Here is an 18,472-nt window from a genome sequence, read left to right on the forward strand (position 1 = left end):
TCAGTCGGAATTCAGGCCCACGCGGTATAGCACGCCATTGTCGTCATCGGTCAGCACATACAAGTAGCCGTCGGGACCTTGGCGCACGTCACGGATTCGCGCTTTCAAGCCGCCCAGCAAACGTTCTTCGTGGACAACCTTGTCGCCATCAAACTGCAATCGAATCAATTCCTGGCTGACCAGCGCGCCAATAAATACGTTGTGCTGCCAAGGTTTGAAACGGTCCGCATCATAGAACGCCATACCGCTGATGCCAGGGGACTTTTCCCAGACATGATGCGGTGGCACCGTACCTTCAACGGTCTTGCCCTTGGCCTCGGGAATCGGCGTCAGGGAGTAGTTGATGCCGTGGGTCGCCAACGGCCAACCGTAGTTTTTGCCACGCTCGATGATATTGATCTCATCACCGCCACGAGGGCCGTGCTCGTTTTCCCAGATCGTGCCGCTCCACGGGTTCAGCGCCAGACCCTGCGGGTTACGCTGGCCGTAGGACCAGATTTCGGGGCGCACGCCTTGCTGGCCGACGAAGGGGTTGTCATCCGGCACGCGGCCATCCGGGTAAATTCGCACGACCTTGCCTTGCAGCTTGTCCAGGTCCTGGGCGGTGGGCCGGTCGTTGTTTTCCCCCAGGGTGACAAACAAGTAGCCATCACGGTCGAATGCCAGCCGCGAACCAAAGTGGTTCCCGGTAGACAGTTTGGGTTCCTGGCGCAGGATCACCTTGAAATCGGTCAAGCCCTTCAAGTCAGCCGACAGACGCCCGCGCCCAACGGCAGTGCCGGCCGTACCGCCCTTGCCGCCGCCTTCTGCGTAGGAGAGATACACCAGGCGATCTTGCTTGAAGTCGGGAGACAGCACCACGTCCAGCAAGCCGCCCTGCCCCTTGGCCCACACCTCTGGCACGCCGGTCAACGGAGCGGAAAGCGTGCCGTCCGGGCTGACGAACCGCAGGTGCCCCGGGCGTTCGGTCACCAGGAAGCCTTGCTTGTCGGGCAGGAACGCGACCGCCCATGGATGGTCCAGGCCTTTGGCGATGGGCGTCGCCGTGATACTGCCTTGCTCGCTGGGGAACTGTTGGGCATCGGCTGCATAAACAGCCGTCAGCGGCAGCAGCGTGGTGGTGCAAAGGACGGCTAGCAGGGTTTTACGTAGCAACATAAGACAAGTCCTTACCGGCGATTGCCGTTGGCATCATAGGTGGGTGCTTTGGTTTCGGTAGCCGGGCGGCTGGGAGCGGCATCGCGCTTGGGATAACGGTTGCCGATGCCGCCATTTTCCACGGTGGGCGCCCGTGGTGTCGGCCCCGTCTGGATACCCCGCACGGCGGGTGCATTGGGCTGAGTGCCCTGCATGCTGTTGGGGTTGGCCCGATGGATCGGGCTGTTGTTGGAGTCGGTGCTGCCCGGCAGGCTTTGCGCCTGGACCAATGGAACCATGGCCAGCCCCACCAGCAACACTGCGATGTGACGCACACAGCTTTTCATGACAAAGCCTCTCAAGGGACGAGGAGTACGTGCTTTCGATAACACGCTACGCCCTGGGTTCGGCATTCGTAACTAAATACTTTCTCATCAGGTGTAACACGATCTGTCCGCGCATCTATTCATCGAAACTTTCCTGAGTGCCTGCGAGTCACCAGAACACACAGTCTTCGCAAGGAAACACAGGCATGCCACGGGCAATCTGGAAAGGCGCGATCAGTTTTGGCTTGGTACACATCCCGGTATCGCTGGTGTCGGCAACCTCTTCCCAGGGCGTGGACTTCGACTGGCTGGACAAACGCAGCATGGACCCAGTGGGCTACAAGCGCATCAACAAAACCACCGGCAAGGAAGTCAGCAAAGACAACATCGTCAAAGGCGTGGCATTCGAGAAGGGTCGCTACGTGGTGCTCAGTGAAGAAGAGATTCGCTCGGCCCATCCTAAATCGACCCAGACCATCGAAATCATCGCCTTTGTCGCCAGCGACCAGATCCCCTTGCAGAACATCGATACGCCCTACTTTCTTGCCCCGGATAAACGCGGTGGCAAGGTGTATGCGCTGCTCAGGGAAACCCTTAGGAAAACCCGCAAAGTTGCCCTGGCCAATGTGGTCCTGCACACCAAACAGCACCTCGCGGCCCTGATGCCCTTGGAGTCAGCCTTGGTGCTGGTAATGCTGCGCTGGCCCGCCGAAGTGCGCAGCCTGGACGAACTGGAACTGGGCAGTGACGTGACCAAGCCCAGCCTGGCCAAGGGCGAGTTGGACATGGCCAAGCGCCTGGTGGAGGACATGAGCGCCGATTGGCAGCCCGACGATTACCGCGACAGTTTCCAGGAAAAAATCATGGCGCTGGTGGCGAAAAAGGCGAAGGCCGGCAAGATCAAGAATGTGGAAACCGTCAAAGGCAGCGAAGAGCGCAAATCCGCCGATGTGATCGACCTGACCGAATTGCTCAAGCGCAGCCTGGCCGGCAAGCCGACCAAGAAACCCGCCGCGAAAAAGTCCACCAAGGCGTCATGACCCATGCCAAAGCCCTTGAGCGAATACAACCGCAAGCGCGACTTTGACATCACCGCCGAGCCCTCCGGCAAAACGCCCGCGGGCAAGCGCAAGCAGTCGGCGTTGTCATTCGTGATCCAGAAGCACGACGCCCGCAACCTGCACTATGACTTTCGGCTGGAACTCGACGGCGTCCTCAAAAGCTGGGCGGTGCCCAAGGGGCCCAGTCTGGACCCCAGTCAAAAACGCCTGGCCGTGCACGTGGAAGATCACCCGCTGAGCTACGGCGGCTTCGAGGGCAACATTGCAGCTGGTCAATATGGCGCTGGCGACGTCATCGTGTGGGACCGCGGCGTCTGGCAACCCCATGACGATCCCCATAAGGCCTATGCCGCGGGTAAGCTCAAGTTCAGCCTGATCGGCGAGAAACTCTCGGGGGACTGGGCGCTGGTGCGCACGCGCCTCAAGGGCAGCGGCGACAAGGAGCAATGGCTGCTGATCAAGGAAAAAGACCACCAGGCACGAGCAGCCAGCGATTACGACATCGTCCAGGCCCAGCCCAATAGCGTGCTTAGCGGGGCCTCCGTGGGCAAAGCCAAGACCCGGTCAAAAAAAAAGCCCACCCTCCCCTCGCAGCTCACGCCACAACTGGCGACGCTGGTGGATCGAGCCCCGGACGGTAACTGGCAATACGAAATCAAGTTCGACGGCTACCGCATGCTTGCCCGCGTTCGCGACGGCGAGGTGCGCCTGTTCACGCGCAATGGCCATGACTGGACCGGGCGTCTGCCGCGTCAAGTCAAGGCGTTGCACGCCCTTAAGCTCAAGGACAGCTGGCTGGACGGCGAACTGGTCAGCCTCAATGGCGACGGGTTGCCAGACTTTCAGGCGCTGCAAAATGCGTTTGACAGTGGACGCAGCCTGGACCTTGTCTATTACCTGTTCGATGCACCGTTTATCAACGGACAGGATCAGTGCGATGCGCCGGTCGAGAAGCGCCGCGCGGCACTCAAGGACGCGTTGGCGGGCAACTCAAGTCAATTGCTGCGCTTCTCCGACGCCTTCAGCGCCGATCACCGGGACATTCTCGAAAGTGCCTGCGCGCTCCACCTTGAAGGCGTCATCGGCAAACGCCTGGGTAGCCCGTACACCGGCACCCGCAGCGCCGATTGGATCAAGCTCAAATGCCGCCGGCGCCAGGAGTTTGTGATTGTCGGCTACACCCAGCCCCAGGGCTCACGCAGCGGTTTTGGCGCGTTGCTGCTGGCGGTCAATGAGGCATCGGGACTGGTGTATGCCGGGCGCGTCGGCACCGGATTCAATCAAGCCGCACTGAAGCACATCTACGCGCAGCTCACGCCGTTGACACGTAAAACCTCACCACTGTCAAAGCCGCTGACCAGCACTCAGGGTCAAGGCGTGCACTGGGTAGAGCCGAAGTTGGTCGGCGAGGTGCAATTTGCTGAATGGACGCGCACCGGCCTCGTTCGCCACGCGGTATTCATTGGGTTGCGCAGTGATAAGCCGGCTGCGCAAGTCGTACACGAACAACCGCTTGCACCTGATGCGTCAACGCGCCCAAGTAACGCGATCGGTGACGTCACGATCACCCACGCCGACCGTATCATCGACCCGCAAAGCGGCACTCAAAAGCAGAAATTGGCACAGTTCTACAACGACATCAGCGACTGGATCCTGCCATTTTTGCGCCACCGGCCAGTGTCATTACTGCGGGCTCCGGAGGGCATTGAAGGCGAGCAGTTCTTCCAAAAACATGCAGAGCGCCTGGCAATTCCCCATATCAAGCAACTAGACCCCACACTGGACCCTGGCCATGCGCGCCTGATGGAAATCGACAGTGCTGCGGCGCTGGTGGGCGCCGTGCAAATGGGCACCGTCGAACTGCATACCTGGGGCGCAACCTCGGACAAGATTGAGACGCCTGACCTGTTTGTGCTTGACCTCGACCCAGACCCGGCACTGCCTTGGAAAACCATGCTCGAAGCCGCGCAACTGACCCTGTCCGTGCTGGATGAACTGGGCCTGCAAGCGTTTGTTAAAACCAGCGGTGGCAAGGGGCTTCACCTTGTGGTGCCCTTAGGGCGCCGAGATGGCTGGGACACTGTCAAAGCGTTCACTAAAGCCATCGCACAATTCATGACGCAGCAATTGCCCGAACGCTTCACTGCGACCTCAGGAGCGAAGAATCGTGTCGGCAAGATCTTTATCGATTATCTGCGCAATGCGCGGGGTGCGAGTACGGTGGCGGCCTACTCGGTGCGCGCTCGTCCGGGCCTGCCCGTGTCGGTGCCGATCAGTCGTGATGAGTTGTTGCAATTGCGCGGCGCCCAACAATGGACGGTTGCCAACGTGATGGAACGCTTGCAGGGTTTGAAGGCTGATCCCTGGGCAGGTTTTGCTCACCGGCAAAAGATCAGCAAGAAGATGTGGGACAAGCTGGGCGCGAATCCACCCGAGTGAACCGCGCCCGCCAGGGATCAGATCAGTATGAAGATCAGCGCCAATGCCGCGAAGATCGCCCACTTTTCCAGGTAGTAACGTGTGCGGTTACGCTTTTTCAGTTCCTTGCCGCGCAAGCGAATCTTATACAGGCGGGTAAAGGCCCGGTTCAGCCCGCCGGTTTTGTCACCGGCATCGTTGGGAGAACCTGCCGCCGCCATCACATTGCGGCTGAACCAGCGATTGAACGCCGTGGCCCATCGGTATTTCATCGGCCGCTCGACGTCGCAGAACAGAATGATGCGGTTTTGTTGCGTGGTGTTCTCGGCGTAATGAATGTAGGTCTCATCGAACATCACCGGCTCGCCGTCGCGCCAGTAATAGCTCTCGCCGTCCACGTTGATGTAGCAACCCGGGTCATTCGGCGTGTCCAGGCCCAGGTGGTAGCGGTAGGAGCCGGCATACGGGTCGCGGTGGCGCACCAGTTTCGACCCCGGCGGCAGTTCGGCAAACATCGCCGCCTTGATCGAGCCGATGCTTTGCACCAACTCGGTGGTACGCGGGCAGAGCTTCATCGCCGAAGGATGGCTGTCGCCGTACCACTTCAAGTAAAAACGCTTCCAACCCGACTTGAAGAACGAGTTGAAACCCACGTCATTGTATTGCTCGGAACGCTTGATCTCACCGGCGCGCATCAGGTTCTGGCCTTCCAGGCGAATCTCTTCCCAGTGTTCCTGCAACGGGCTCAAATCGGGGAAGTCGCTGGGCGACAGATACGGTCGGCTGGGCAGCTTGGAGAACAGATAAAGGAAGCAGTTGATCGGTGCCAGGAAGGTCGAATGGTCACTGAGCTGGCGGCCCAGCTTGTGTCGCACCCGGCCACGCAGGTGTACATACGCAATGGAGGCAACGTAGAGAATAACAATGATGAGTTTCAAGGGATGTCGTCACAAGTCAGTAGAGAACAGGCTGCTCCCCGGTATTCGCAATGGCCGAGGATTAAACAAGCAGCACCTGAAATCACAATTCACACAATCGGCACGAGCGGCTGGAGGACATCCCGGCGCGCGGCCATTGGGCGTTATTTAGCCACAGTTTGTAACCAAAAGTTAACTAAGAATTGTGAAAAGCTGTCTACTGACACGACTTGCGCGGGCCTGTCATTATGACAACCCGCGCATCCCCTTCCCCACGTTATTGGCGGGGTAAGCGACGATCATCGACCACCGAAAACGGCCCGGTTTGGCGTCGAACCTGAATAAAATGCCAAATCAGCGCGATCGCTATGCCAAGCATCAGGCCAACCAACAAGCTCAGCCCAACCACCAGCGCTTTACGCGGTTTGAACGTTTGCAGCGGCTCCTGCGCCTGCCGGTCGATGGTGACCAATTTCAGCGCCGTCATATCAATATTAAGGCCGCGCAACCGCGCCACTTCCGCGCGCAACGGCTCGACGTCCTGCAAGAACACGTCCTCATTCTTGCGATTGTTCAGCACTTCCACTTCACGGTTGGTATCGAGCATTCGCAACTCTTTGCCGATCTCGGCGACGCGTGCGTTGGTGAAATCATCGCTGGTACGCTGCAACAACGCTGAACGCTCTGCTTCCAGCGCCTGGGAGCCCATGAAGTACAACGGTACTTTTTGATTGGTGACCACCGTACGCATCACCTGACTGGCCCCGCCAGAGCCTACACCCTCCATGGCAGAGGGCGTGGTGGGGCTCTTGATGCCGAGCGACTTGGCAATCGAGATCGCCTCAGTCAGTTCCGCCAACCGATCATCACGCTCCATCTTCATCTGCAAACGCAAAGCACCGAGTTCGTCCTGCAACCGAGCACGTTTGACTCTGTCGGCCTCCAACAGCCTGGCAATTTTCGACTCTTTGGTTGTTTCATAATTGGCGCGAGCCGCGTCGATCTTGCCTTTGAGTTCGTTGAGGCGGTTGTTGACGATGACCTTCAGGTCGGCCCCCACTTGATCGCGCTCCTGCTTGATCGCGTAGTCGACAAACCCGTTTAGGATCGCCACGCCATCAATACCCTTGGGGTATTGCATTTCCAGACGGACAAAATTGCTGAGGGGCTCGGCGGTCTTTGGGCCTGGCAGTACAAGGTTGATAGCGTCTCGGTTAAATTTCTCAAAACTCTGTTCCAGGCTTTGCCCAGGCTTTTGGAACGCTTCGAACAGCGCAGGGTTGGCCCGAAAAAATCCCAACCGAGCCTCATAAGAGTCCAGTTGCGCCCCTACCTTGGCAAGGGCATCCGCCGGCGGCAACTTATAGACTTCAGAGCGATTGAGCGCATCCAGCTCATTGATTGCTGCAGGCCGAAGCACGCTGCTGACCTGATAATACTGTGGTGCAAGAAACGCGTAGCCTACTCCTACAAGAGTCGCCAGCAACGTGCAGCCAATAACCCATTTCTTTTGTTTCCATATCCCATGAAACAACTCAAACAGATCAATTTCATCCGAAGCTGAATGAGGGTGAAGCTGAGGAGTGTTATTCAACGTTAATACACCCTGATGAGTTCAAATTCAGCGCCCAACAACGTAGACCTGAATAACGACTGGATAAACAGGGGGCAATATCCGGGCCCATCACGGCGATAGCCCAGTGCCAGCATGCGACCCCCAATTAACTGATCCGCGCCACGACCAAAAGAACTAGCATTTTGATATCAGTCATATGAATGTCATAATTGCCAGACACCCAAAGCATAGACTGATCTTTACAAGATATTATCCTGCGACCAGGCAAACTTAGGTTAATTCCCTATCACCAAAGGAAAATTCGAAGGAGCGACTAAAAAACAGGATATTTCTTACAATTGATTGCGCATCAGCCAAGGCTAAACGACACACTGTCTGGAACAACCAGCGATTGACCCTACCGCAAAAAAGGATTTTGTATGTCACTTATTTCAAACCCAGACTTTCAAGCGTTACAAGGTGACTGGGAACAAACTTCACTTGAAGACAACGGCGTACTCAATCCTGCCGATGCCCATACCGCACCTGGCGCAATCACGACCATCAACGGCGACCACTTTGAGGTTAAAACCGTAGGTGGCGAGGTCTTGCTGGCTGGCCGGTTTTTCCTGGACAGCACCACAACGCCCAAAAGCATTACCTGGGTCGATTCCATAGGAGAAGATGCTGGCAAGCACTTACCCGCCAGCTATCGACTTGATGGGGATGATTTTGTGTTTATTGCAGCCGATGAAAACATGCCCAGGCCCGCCTCATTCAGTACGGGCCCAGGTCAAACCATGCGTACGTTCATACGTCGTGCCTGACTCATGAACGGGCACAGGCATTCTCACAAACCCTTGGCTTTTGGGTCTATAGGGCGAAACCTGCCTATTCCGGCAAATCCCTTAGCGTGCACTCAGGCATCGCGTTTGGTGGCGGTCAAGGTAAAGCACAACGGCAATTGCGCTGGCTGATGTTCATACTGGTCGTAAAGCTCCTCGCGATTTGAGTGCGGGTACTCCTGCAAGTGGCTGATCTGCAGATTGGCCGCAATGGCCGCACTGACCACTGCGCCCAAGGTATGAACGAACCAATAGGACGTCGGCCCCGCCTGCTCGCCCAGCCCCTCATAGACGATGGACTCCTGCAGCACAAAGGGCTCGCGCCGGAAGTACGAAGTGGCAGGCAATAGCGGTTCTGGCGCCCTAGGATCGAACACTTCCAAAAACGGATGGGTTTCATACAGCACCAAACTGCCACCGGGCTTCAAGGTGCTGGCGGCATGCCGCATGAATTGCACCACGTCCGGCATCCAGCCCAGAACGCCAATGGTCACCAGGGCAATATCGAACCGCTCATGCAGTTGGGGCGGTAAATGATGGATGTCGCTTTCGATAAACTCCGGCGTGTGCGGCGAAAGCGCTGCGAGTTCGCAGGCTTGCTGGAGAAAGGCCCGTGACTGGTCCACCCCCACCACTGAGCGTGCGCCCAGACCATACAGCGAAAGACTTTCGCGACCGTTGTTGCAGCACAGTTGCACGACATCCTTATCGGCCACGCCAATCTCCACCAGCACGCCGGAGATCGTCGGGTCCAGACACGAAAAGCCAGGGTCACCCACCGACTTGAGCAGTGTGCTCCAGGTGTCAGTGGCTTTATGCAGGCTGGCGGATTGGTCCCAGGCGTCCTTGTTACAGGCAATCGCTTTTTGGGCTGAGGGCAGGTCCATTGCATCTCCAGGCGTTCGTTACGGCGGGATTCAGAAAGTAAGCCAAGTGCCGGCCGATTAAAACCCCGGAATGCGAGCCCTACCGGCCATCATGACTTCTATGGCCTTAGCCACGGGCAAAACCATCTTCCGTGCGCCATACAACTGTCGCCTCACATATGCGACAATGCGCGCCAAATTCCAACACACATCCCCATTTTTTGCTCAGCGACCGGGTTTCGCGCCTTGACGTCGCTGTTGACGCATGCCTGGAGGCACCTGCCGCCTGGCTCGCAACCCATTGATAGGTAAAGTAATTGATCTCCACAGCTAACATCACCATGCAGTTCGGCGCCAAGCCGCTCTTCGAGAACGTCTCGGTCAAGTTCGGCGGCGGCAACCGTTATGGTTTGATCGGTGCCAATGGTTGCGGCAAGTCGACCTTCATGAAAATCCTCGGCGGCGACCTCGATCCGTCCGGCGGACAGGTCATGTTGGAGCCGAATGTGCGTCTGGGTAAACTGCGCCAGGACCAGTTCGCCTACGAAGAATTCAACGTGATCGACACCGTGATCATGGGTCACGAAGAGCTGTGGAAGGTCAAGGCCGAGCGCGACCGTATCTACTCGCTGCCGGAAATGAGCGAAGAAGACGGCATGGCCGTGGCCGAGCTGGAAACCGAATTCGCCGAAATGGACGGCTACACCGCCGAATCCCGTGCCGGTGAGCTGCTGCTGGGCCTGGGTATTCCGCTGGAGCAACACTTCGGCCCGATGAGCGAAGTGTCTCCGGGCTGGAAGCTGCGTGTATTGCTGGCCCAGGCGTTGTTCTCCGATCCGGAAGTGCTGTTGCTCGACGAACCGACCAACCACCTGGACATCAACACCATCCGCTGGCTGGAAAACATCCTGACCCAGCGCTCCAGCCTGATGATCATCATCTCTCACGACCGTCACTTCCTGAACAGCGTGTGCACCCACATGGCTGACCTGGACTACGGCGAGTTGCGTCTGTTCCCGGGCAACTACGACGAGTACATGACGGTTGCGACCCAGTCCCGCGAGCAACTGCTGTCGGACAACGCCAAGAAGAAGGCGCAGATCTCCGAGCTGCAATCCTTCGTCAGCCGTTTCTCGGCCAACGCCTCGAAAGCCAAGCAGGCCACTTCCCGTGCCAAGGCGATCGACAAGATCCAATTGGCCGAGGTCAAGCCTTCGAGCCGTGTGAGCCCGTTCATCCGTTTCGAGCAGAACAAAAAGCTGCACCGCCAGGCGGTCATCGTCGAGCGTATGGCCAAAGGCTTCGACGGCAAGCCACTGTTCAAGGATTTCAGCTTCCAGGTTGAAGCCGGCGAGCGTGTGGCGATCATCGGTCCGAACGGTATCGGCAAGACCACCCTGCTGCGCACCCTGGTCAACGAACTGACCCCGGATGCCGGTAGCGTCAAGTGGACCGATGCTGCGGAATTGGGCTACTACGCCCAGGACCATGCGCATGACTTCGAAGACGACGTGACGCTGTTCGACTGGATGGGCCAGTGGACCCAAGGCGAGCAAATGATCCGTGGCACCCTGGGTCGCATGCTGTTCTCCAACGACGAGATCCAGAAATCGGTGAAGGTGATTTCCGGTGGTGAGCAAGGCCGCATGCTGTTCGGCAAGCTGATCCTGCAAAAGCCGAACGTGCTGATCATGGACGAACCGACCAACCACTTGGACATGGAATCCATCGAAGCGCTGAACCTGGCGCTGGAAAACTACCCAGGCACGCTGATCTTCGTCAGCCACGACCGTGAGTTCGTATCGTCCCTGGCCACCCGCATCATCGAGTTGAGCGCCAACGGCGTGATCGACTTCAGCGGCACCTATGACGACTACCTGCGCAGCCAAGGCGTGGTCTTCTAACCCGGCTTGCTGTGCAATGCCAGTCAGTTAAGAAATGGCAAGTGTAACGTAACCTGTGGCGAGGGAGCTTGCTCCCGCTGGGCCGCGAAGCGGCCCCAGCTCTTGGTTTTAAAAGACTGGGACTGCTACGCAGTCCAACGGGAGCAAGCTCCCTCGCCACAGGTACAGTGTTTCCCTCAACTGGGGCATGCCCGTTCACAACAAAATCAAAATTAGTTAGCCTGCTTCCTTTTCCTCCAGACCCTTGCCATGATGCCCTCACCGCCCGCCCGCGAAAGAGTGCACATGCCAGCCGCCGCCCCCAGCTCTCTATCGATCACCCTCCAGATCGTCTCCATCGTGTTCTACACCTTTATCGCCTTTATCTGCATCGGCCTGCCGATAGCGGTGATTCCGGGCTATGTGCATGATCAATTGGGTTTCAGTGCGGTGGTGGCGGGCATTACCATCGGTTCGCAGTACCTGGCCACCCTGCTCAGTCGACCCATGGCGGGGAGGATGTCGGATAACGTCGGCACCAAGCGTGCGATTGTGCTGGGATTAGCGGGCATTCTGGTCAGCGGCGTGCTGACGTTTTTCGCCACGCTGCTGGAAAGCACGCCCACGCTGAGCCTGGGCATTTTGATCGCCGCCCGACTGTTGCTGGGCGTGGCTCAAGGCCTGATTGGCGTGGGTACGATCAGTTGGTGCATGGGCCAGGTCGGCGCCGAGCACACCGCGCGCTCAATTTCATGGAATGGAATCGCGTCCTATGGCGCTATCGCCATCGGCGCGCCGCTCGGCGTGGTCATGGTCGCCGAGTATGGCTACACCAGCCTGGGCATCATATTGGCGGCGTTGTCCACCCTAGGGCTGGTACTGATCCGCAACAAGCCGTCAGTACCGGTAGTCCGTGGTGAACGCTTGCCGTTCTGGTCGGTGTTCGGGCGTATCGCGCCGTTTGGCGCCAGCCTGTGCCTGTCGTCGATTGGCTACGGCACCCTGACCACCTTTATCACCCTGTACTACGTCAACCGCGGCTGGACCGGGGCAGCCTACTGCCTGACGGTGTTCGGCGTGTGTTTTATCCTGTCGCGGCTGCTGTTCATCTCGGCCATCAGCCGTTTTGGCGGGTTCCGTGCTGCGATTGCCTGCATGACCATCGAGACCCTGGGCTTGACCTTGCTCTGGCTGGCACCGTCCACCGGTGTGGCCCTGGTCGGCGCCGGTTTGACCGGGTTCGGCTTGTCGCTGGTGTACCCGGCGCTGGGCGTGGAAGCCATCAAGCAGGTGCCCAACAGCAGCCGTGGTGCGGGCTTGAGTGCCTACGCGGTGTTCTTTGACCTGGCCCTGGCGATTGCCGGGCCGTTGATGGGGGCCGTGGCGCTGAACCTCGGCTACGGCTGGATCTTCTTTTGCGCGGCGCTGCTGTCGGTTTCAGCCCTTTGCGTGACCGTCTTGCTCAAGCGTCGCGCTTACTGATCTGCCGTCTGCATACCGGCGCGGGTCGATTGGCCCAGGGTGTGGCTGAAAAAACGCCCGGCTTCGGAGATCAAGTCGCGGTGAATGCCTTCGCGGTCGACGCCATCGGCATCGGTGCAAATCGCTGGCATCGCGGCCAATTGATCGCTGTCGCAAGGCGCCATGAACACGAAGTGCCCTGCCCCGGCCAACAGCTTGAAGTCCGGCGGTTCCGGCAGTTTGCGCGCCAGGGCGGCGGCGTTCTTGTCCACGGCCACCAGTTTGTCGCCATCGCCACTGTAGAGCAGCACCGGCACATGCACATCGGCAAGGGTGTGACGGCCAAACATCAGGCTCAGCGGGGCCATCAGCATCAAGGCATGAATGCGTGGGTCGGCCTGGGGCTGGAGGTCATCACGGTCGACCACCAGTTCGCCTTTGGTGGTGCAGGCATCGCGATCTTCCGGACGCTCCTGGCAGTAGCGACGCAGCCGGTCAAAATCGGGTTTGGCGCCGGCCAGGATCAGCGCGGTTTCGCCACCCGCCGAGTAACCGATGACCCCAACCTGATCGACGTTGACGAACGGCGACAACATCGGGTCGCCCAACGTGGCGGTGATGGCTTCGGAAATCTGGATCGGCCGCCCATACAGGTTGCTCACCGTGCCCAGACGGCTGTGGTCTTTGTAGTTGTCACCTGGGTGCAGCACCGCCACCACCACAAAACCCTTGCGCGCCAGGGAAGTGGCCAGGTCATGCAAGGCCAGCGGTGTACCGGTGTTGCCGTGGGAGAGCATCAGCATCGGAAAACGTCCGATGGCGATCTTGGAATCTTCAGACGCCGCGACCTGATAGGCACCCAACTGCGTCGTGTGTGGGGCATCGGTCGACGGATAGAACGCAATGGCTTTCATCGGCTGCAGATCCAATGGATCGAGAAAGATCATGCGATGAAAGCCCACACTCCAATGCGGGTGCGGCGCGGGCGCGGCGTGCACTGAAACCAGGCCACCGAGCAAGGAAAGGAGCAGAACTGCACAAAGACGCATCATGAGGATGTCCACCTTTGCTGCATGAAAACCGGCATGTCGGGTTGAAAAGTCCATGGTTCAAGGCGCTCGTACCGGGTGGTGAACCCCTACGTGCATAACCTGGGCCAAAGTAATGACAGCGGGTAAACGAAAAAACTCCGTACTCCGGTCGTTTTGAGGCGATCAGAATACAGAGTTTAGACGCCCGGTTTCAGATTGAAACGCGGAACAACGCAGGTTTACACAAGCTTTACGCAGCCGCGAACAACTGCTCGTTGATCAGCGTGTTGGCGTCGCTCAGGGATTTGCTGCGCACTTCGTCGCCATAGGCCAGGCCATGGGCGCGGACGAATTCGATGTCGGTGATACCGAGAAAGCCCAGCAGCACTTTCAAGTAGTCTTCATGGGCTACGCCCGTGGCTTGGCCGGCGTGCAGGCCGCCCGAGGTCGACACGATGATGACTTTCTTGTTACCGCACAGGCCTTCCGGGCCGGCTTCGGTGTAGCGGAAGGTCTGGCCGGCGACGGCGATGCGGTCGATCCAGGCTTTGAGCTGGGTTGGGATAGTGAAGTTGTACATCGGCGCACCGATGACCACCGCGTCGGCAGCCAGGAATTCGGCGAGGGTCTTGGCGCTCAGGTCGGCTTCATGCTGTTGGGCAGCATCACGCTGTTCTGCCGGAGTGCCCAGCGCGCCCAGGGTTGCGCCGGAGAAGTGGTTGATGCCTTCGGCCGCCACGTCACGGTAGGTGATTTCTACGCCCGGTTCGGCCAATTGCCAGGCCTTGACTACGCCGGCGCTGAGCTGACGGGAGGCCGAGTTGTCGCCGAGGATGCTGGAATCGATGTGCAACAGTTTCATTTGAGTTCTCCGAGTAGGATCGTCAGTGGCGATCAGATGGGGTAATCCTACGCATGAAACCAATAGCCGATAAGGCAGCTGAAATGCGATAGTTTGTCTCACTGACAGGACAATAGGCTGACCATGCAAGACCTCAACGACCTCTACTACTTCGCCAAAGTCGTCGAAGCCGGTGGCTTCGCGGCCGCCGGGCGCTTGCTGGGGATTCCCAAGTCGCGGCTGTCGCGACGTATTGCCGAGCTTGAAGAACGCCTCGGCGCGCGCTTGCTGCAACGCACCACCCGCCAACTCACCCTCACCGCCGTGGGCGAGCGATACCTGCGCCATTGCCAGGCCATGTTGCTGGAAGCGGAAATGGCCGATGAGGCGGTGGCCAGCATGTCCAGCGAGCCTCGTGGGCGATTGCGCGTCAGTTGCCCGGTGGGCATGGCCCAGCACATCCTGCCGGAACTGGTGGCCGGATTTCTCGCCGCTTACCCCCAGGTGCAGCTGGAAATGACCTTGGTCAACCGCCGCGTCGACCTGGTGGCCGAAGGCATCGACGTAGCCCTGCGCGTGCGTGAATTGGGCGATGAAGACCCGCTGTTGGTCACCAAGCGTCTGCGCCGCGCGCAGACCGTGCTGGTGGCCAGCCCTACGTTTATCCACGGCCAACCCATCGACACCCTGGATGACCTGCGCCAGCTACCGATGCTCGGCGCACTGGAGGCCGACCGCATGGTGCACCAGCGCATTCTCGACCCACAGGGCAACCCCCACGAACTGGTGATGGAAGCGCGCCTGGGCATCGACGATTTCATCGTGCGCAAGGCCAGCGCAATCATGGGGCTGGGCTTTACCGTGCTGCCGATGATGTATTGCGAAGAGGAACTGGCCAGCGGCCGCTTGATGCAACTGCTGCCCGAATGGTCGTTGCCCGGCGGCTGGTTACAGGCGGTATACCCACACCGACGTGGCGTGCTGCCGGCCATTCGTGCGTGGATCGATTATCTGGAACAAGGCTTTAAAGATTGCGGAGACCGATTGCTATGAACATGACCGAAGAACACGTCGCCCAGTTCTGTCTGAGCCTGCCCGGCGCCCGGGAAGACTATAAATGGGGCGGCGTGCGCGTGTTCTCGATTGCCGGCAACAAGATGTTCGCCCTGCAAGGCCTGCGCGGCGACTCGCTGGCGTTCAAGGTCGACAAGGAACTGTTCCTGGGCCAGGTCGACCGCCCAGGCATCCATCCGGCGCCGTACCTGGCGCGTGCGCAGTGGATCATCATGAATACGCCCTACCCGCTGGGCGCTGGGGAGCTGCGTGGCCTGTTGCAGCGCTCCCACCAATTGGTGGTCAGCAAACTGCCCAAGCGCACGCAGATCGGCTTGTTGCTAGAGGACTGACAACAGCGTGCCACCGAGGAACAACTGGTCGAGCCAGAATACCTCATGCAGCAACACGATCACCCAGAACAGCACCTGATAAGACACCTTGCGCGTCTTGTGCCGGAACACCTGCTGGGCGATCAACGCTCCCGGCCATCCACCGGCCAACTCGACGGCATGCAGGATGTTTTCCGGGGTGCGCCAACGGTCGGTCTGCGCCTTGCGCTTGTCGCTCCAATACAGGAAAAACGCAATGACACTGACCACACCGTAGGCCACCAGCGGAATCAGCGTCTCACCGCGACGCCACACCAGCACCGAGCCCAACAGCGGCGCGGCGCACAACAACGCAAAAATTGCCGCCTTCAGGCGTGGGTACTGGATGTTCACGGCTTGACCGCGGTCCAGTCGATCCAGCCGAACTGCCAGGTGGCCAGGATCACCAAACCAAACGCGATCCGGTACCAGGCAAACGCGGCGTAGCTGTGGTTGGCGATGAACTTGAGCAAGGCCTTGACCGCGATCATCGCGAAGATGAACGAGGTGATAAAACCAACGGCAAACACCGGCAGGTCGCCCGGCTGGAACAGGTCACGGTACTTGTAGCCCGAATACACCGCCGCGCCGACCATGGTCGGCATCGCCAGGAAGAACGAGAACTCCGTGGCGGTCTTGCGCGACAGGCCAAACAACAGGCCGCCGATGATCGTCGCACCGGAGCGCGAAGTGCCCGGAATCATGGCAAGGCATTGGGCAAAACCGATCTTGATCGCGTCTTTCCAGGTGATCTCGTCGACGGTTTCAGCGTGCGTGCGGTGCTGGCGTCTTTCGGCCCACAACATAATCACGCCGCCCACCACCAACGCCGCCGCCACGGTGATCGGATTGAACAGGTAATGCTTGATCAGGTCGGCGAAAATCACCCCCAACACCACTGCCGGTAACACGGCGATGATCAGGTTGACCGTAAAACGCCGGGCACTGGGCTGGGTCGGCAAACCGATGACTACATCCAGGATCTTGCGGCGGAACTCCCAGACCACCGCGAGAATCGCGCCTAACTGAATAATGATATTGAACGCCTCGAAGCGTTCGCCGCCGAAGCCGATCAAGTCGGCCACGATAATCTGGTGGCCGGTGCTGGAGATTGGCAAGAACTCCGTGAGCCCCTCCACCACGCCAAGAATCAATGCCTGTATGGCCGTCCAAAAATCCATGTTTCCCCCAAAGGTCATGCTCGATGGCATGCCTTATTAATCTTTTTTAGTGGTTCACTGACGACAAGGCCCGGTGTGTATTCTCAACACCGACATGCAAAAAATCCGTGAAAAATCAGAGCGTATTCAGGTTTTCCGAATGCAGGCCGAAAGCCTATCAGACACGCGGAAAAAGTCGATGCGGCGCCCACAATTATAAAGAGCCTGGAGTGCAAGCCCCTCCCACAGCGGACCTGCCGTGTTTTGAAGATTGGATACCAGTGGTTACAATCCCCGCCCTCTCCCACTCTCCCAAGGAACCGCCATGTCCGGGCTTGAACTGTTCGCCGCCGCACTGGGGGTGATCGCTGTCTGGCTGACGGTCAAGCAGAACCCCTGGTGCTGGCCCATCGGCCTGGTGATGGTGTTGCTCTACACCTGGGTGTTCTACGACGTAAAACTGTATTCCGACATGCTGCTGCAAGTGGTCTACGCCGCGTTGCAAGTCTACGGTTGGTGGCAATGGACCCGCGCCGGCGAGATCAAGCAAGGCCGCCAGGTCACCCGCCTGGGCTGGCCGGCGATCATGGCGAGCCTGGCCGTGGGTGCCGTGGGCAGCCTGTTGCTCGGCGCGGCCATGGCCCACTGGACCGACGCAGCCCAACCGTGGCTGGACGCGGCCCTTACCGGTTTCAGCCTGGTGGCACAGATGTGGATGGCGCAGAAACGTGTGCAATGCTGGCCGCTGTGGATTGTCGTGGATGTGATCTTCGTCGGGCTGTTCCTCTACAAAGGCCTCTACCTCACTGCGGCGCTCTACGCGCTGTTCACCGTGATCGCCGTGCAAGGCTGGCGTGAATGGCGCGCCGATCCGGCGTTGCAGTCATGAAAGTGGTGGTACTGGCAGGACCCGAATCCAGCGGTAAAAGCTGGTTGGCGGCGGAACTACAAGCGCACTTTGGCGGAGTGATGGTGGGCGAATACGTGCGCCACTTTATCGATCACCACCAGCGCGATACGTGCCTGGCGGATATCCCCGACATCGCTCAAGGCCAACTCGCCTGGGAGGATGCCGCCCGCGCCGAACAGCCACGCCTGCTGATCCTCGATACGCATTTGCTCACCAACAAGCTGTGGAGCCAGACCCTATTCGGCGATTATCCCGCATGGCTGGACCGCGAGCTGCTGGCCCGCCACTACGACCTGCACCTGCTGCTGTCGCCGGAGGATGTGGAATGGACCGCCGATGGCCAGCGTTGCCAGCCAGCGTTGGCGGATCGCCAGGCGTTTTTCCAGGCGAGCCTGAACTGGATGCAGCAGCATCGACAGCCGGTGATGGTGATTCGGGGGGATTGGGAAGAGCGCAGGCGGGTGGCGTTTTCGGCGGTGGAACAACTGCTTCAGCCTTGACACCGCCCTCCTTGTGGGCACGGGCAAGCCCTAATGCCAGTCAGTTAAGGAAACAGCAGATGAGCGGCGGTGTTGCTCCTGTCATCTCTTAACTGACTGGCATTAGGGCTTGCCCGCTCCCACAGTTTGAACCGCGC

General features: G+C 59.0%; 18 protein-coding genes. 9 read left to right on the forward strand and 9 right to left on the reverse strand.

Annotation, left to right across the window (positions count from 1 at the left end):
* Complete coding sequence (locus DYL61_RS18950; RefSeq protein ID WP_135309585.1) at positions 1–1,158, reverse strand: PQQ-dependent sugar dehydrogenase; 1,158 nt, start codon at positions 1,156–1,158, stop codon at positions 1–3.
* 11 nt (positions 1,159–1,169) lie between these two features.
* Positions 1,170–1,484 carry a hypothetical protein gene (locus tag DYL61_RS18955; RefSeq protein WP_135309586.1) on the reverse strand — a complete coding sequence of 105 codons (315 nt, stop codon included), beginning with the start codon at positions 1,482–1,484 and terminating at the stop codon, positions 1,170–1,172.
* 185 nt (positions 1,485–1,669) lie between these two features.
* Here DYL61_RS18955 and ku point away from each other — a divergent pair, with 185 nt between their 5' ends.
* Together ku and ligD are read left to right on the forward strand one after the other, a co-directional pair.
* Complete coding sequence (gene ku, locus DYL61_RS18960; protein ID WP_135309587.1) at positions 1,670–2,503, forward strand: non-homologous end joining protein Ku; 834 nt, start codon at positions 1,670–1,672, stop codon at positions 2,501–2,503.
* A gap of 3 nt (positions 2,504–2,506) precedes the next feature.
* Positions 2,507–4,963: a DNA ligase D gene (ligD, locus tag DYL61_RS18965; RefSeq protein WP_135309588.1), complete on the forward strand. Its 2,457-nt coding sequence runs from the start codon at positions 2,507–2,509 to the stop codon at positions 4,961–4,963.
* Positions 4,964–4,980: 17 nt separating this feature from the next.
* Here ligD and lpxO read toward each other — a convergent pair whose 3' ends face one another.
* Both lpxO and DYL61_RS18975 read right to left on the reverse strand, forming a co-directional pair.
* On the reverse strand, positions 4,981–5,880 hold the full coding sequence (gene lpxO / locus DYL61_RS18970; RefSeq protein ID WP_135309589.1) for a lipid A hydroxylase LpxO: 900 nt from the start codon (positions 5,878–5,880) through the stop codon (positions 4,981–4,983).
* Between the two features lie 256 nt (positions 5,881–6,136).
* On the reverse strand, positions 6,137–7,453 hold the full coding sequence (locus DYL61_RS18975) for a Wzz/FepE/Etk N-terminal domain-containing protein (protein WP_135309590.1): 1,317 nt from the start codon (positions 7,451–7,453) through the stop codon (positions 6,137–6,139).
* 401 nt (positions 7,454–7,854) lie between these two features.
* On the opposite strand from DYL61_RS18975, the gene DYL61_RS18980 reads away from it, so the two are divergent.
* The gene (locus tag DYL61_RS18980) at positions 7,855–8,241 is read left to right on the forward strand and encodes a TIGR03067 domain-containing protein (protein WP_135309591.1); all 387 of its coding nucleotides are present in this window, start codon (positions 7,855–7,857) and stop codon (positions 8,239–8,241) included.
* Between the two features lie 92 nt (positions 8,242–8,333).
* On the opposite strand, the gene DYL61_RS18985 is transcribed toward DYL61_RS18980, so the two are convergent.
* A complete protein-coding gene (locus tag DYL61_RS18985) occupies positions 8,334–9,146 on the reverse strand; it encodes a class I SAM-dependent methyltransferase (RefSeq protein WP_135309592.1) in 813 nt (270 codons plus the stop codon).
* A 296-nt stretch (positions 9,147–9,442) separates the two neighbouring features.
* Between DYL61_RS18985 and DYL61_RS18990 the strand changes: the two genes are divergently transcribed.
* On the forward strand, positions 9,443–11,029 hold the full coding sequence (locus DYL61_RS18990; protein ID WP_135309593.1) for an ABC-F family ATPase: 1,587 nt from the start codon (positions 9,443–9,445) through the stop codon (positions 11,027–11,029).
* A gap of 285 nt (positions 11,030–11,314) precedes the next feature.
* Positions 11,315–12,490 carry an MFS transporter gene (locus DYL61_RS18995; RefSeq protein WP_135309594.1) on the forward strand — a complete coding sequence of 392 codons (1,176 nt, stop codon included), beginning with the start codon at positions 11,315–11,317 and terminating at the stop codon, positions 12,488–12,490.
* On the opposite strand, the gene DYL61_RS19000 is transcribed toward DYL61_RS18995, so the two are convergent.
* Positions 12,484–13,521 (reverse strand): alpha/beta hydrolase family protein, encoded by a 1,038-nt coding sequence (locus tag DYL61_RS19000; RefSeq protein ID WP_135309595.1) that lies wholly within the window; start codon positions 13,519–13,521, stop codon positions 12,484–12,486. The two genes, DYL61_RS18995 and DYL61_RS19000, sit on opposite strands and share 7 nt — an antisense overlap.
* A gap of 229 nt (positions 13,522–13,750) precedes the next feature.
* On the reverse strand, positions 13,751–14,362 hold the full coding sequence (locus DYL61_RS19005) for an FMN-dependent NADH-azoreductase (protein ID WP_135309596.1): 612 nt from the start codon (positions 14,360–14,362) through the stop codon (positions 13,751–13,753).
* A gap of 123 nt (positions 14,363–14,485) precedes the next feature.
* On the opposite strand from DYL61_RS19005, the gene DYL61_RS19010 reads away from it, so the two are divergent.
* On the forward strand, positions 14,486–15,394 hold the full coding sequence (locus tag DYL61_RS19010; protein WP_135309597.1) for a LysR substrate-binding domain-containing protein: 909 nt from the start codon (positions 14,486–14,488) through the stop codon (positions 15,392–15,394).
* Positions 15,391–15,747, forward strand: a complete 357-nt coding sequence (locus DYL61_RS19015) for an MmcQ/YjbR family DNA-binding protein (RefSeq protein WP_135309598.1) — start codon at positions 15,391–15,393, stop codon at positions 15,745–15,747. Before DYL61_RS19010 ends, DYL61_RS19015 begins: the two co-directional genes overlap by 4 nt.
* Here DYL61_RS19015 and DYL61_RS19020 read toward each other — a convergent pair.
* The gene (locus DYL61_RS19020) at positions 15,736–16,119 is read right to left on the reverse strand and encodes a DUF1294 domain-containing protein (protein WP_135309599.1); all 384 of its coding nucleotides are present in this window, start codon (positions 16,117–16,119) and stop codon (positions 15,736–15,738) included. The genes DYL61_RS19015 and DYL61_RS19020 overlap by 12 nt on opposite strands.
* A complete protein-coding gene (locus tag DYL61_RS19025) occupies positions 16,116–16,946 on the reverse strand; it encodes an undecaprenyl-diphosphate phosphatase (RefSeq protein WP_135309600.1) in 831 nt (276 codons plus the stop codon). Before DYL61_RS19025 ends, DYL61_RS19020 begins: the two co-directional genes overlap by 4 nt.
* 304 nt (positions 16,947–17,250) lie before the next feature.
* On the opposite strand from DYL61_RS19025, the gene pnuC reads away from it, so the two are divergent.
* The gene (gene pnuC, locus DYL61_RS19030) at positions 17,251–17,814 is read left to right on the forward strand and encodes a nicotinamide riboside transporter PnuC (protein ID WP_135309601.1); all 564 of its coding nucleotides are present in this window, start codon (positions 17,251–17,253) and stop codon (positions 17,812–17,814) included.
* The gene (locus tag DYL61_RS19035) at positions 17,811–18,335 is read left to right on the forward strand and encodes an AAA family ATPase (protein WP_135309602.1); all 525 of its coding nucleotides are present in this window, start codon (positions 17,811–17,813) and stop codon (positions 18,333–18,335) included. The genes pnuC and DYL61_RS19035 overlap by 4 nt, the downstream gene beginning before the upstream one ends.
* Positions 18,336–18,472: the final 137 nt, after the last annotated feature.

The organism is Pseudomonas nabeulensis, assembly GCF_004682045.1.
Lineage (GTDB): Bacteria > Pseudomonadota > Gammaproteobacteria > Pseudomonadales > Pseudomonadaceae > Aquipseudomonas > Aquipseudomonas nabeulensis.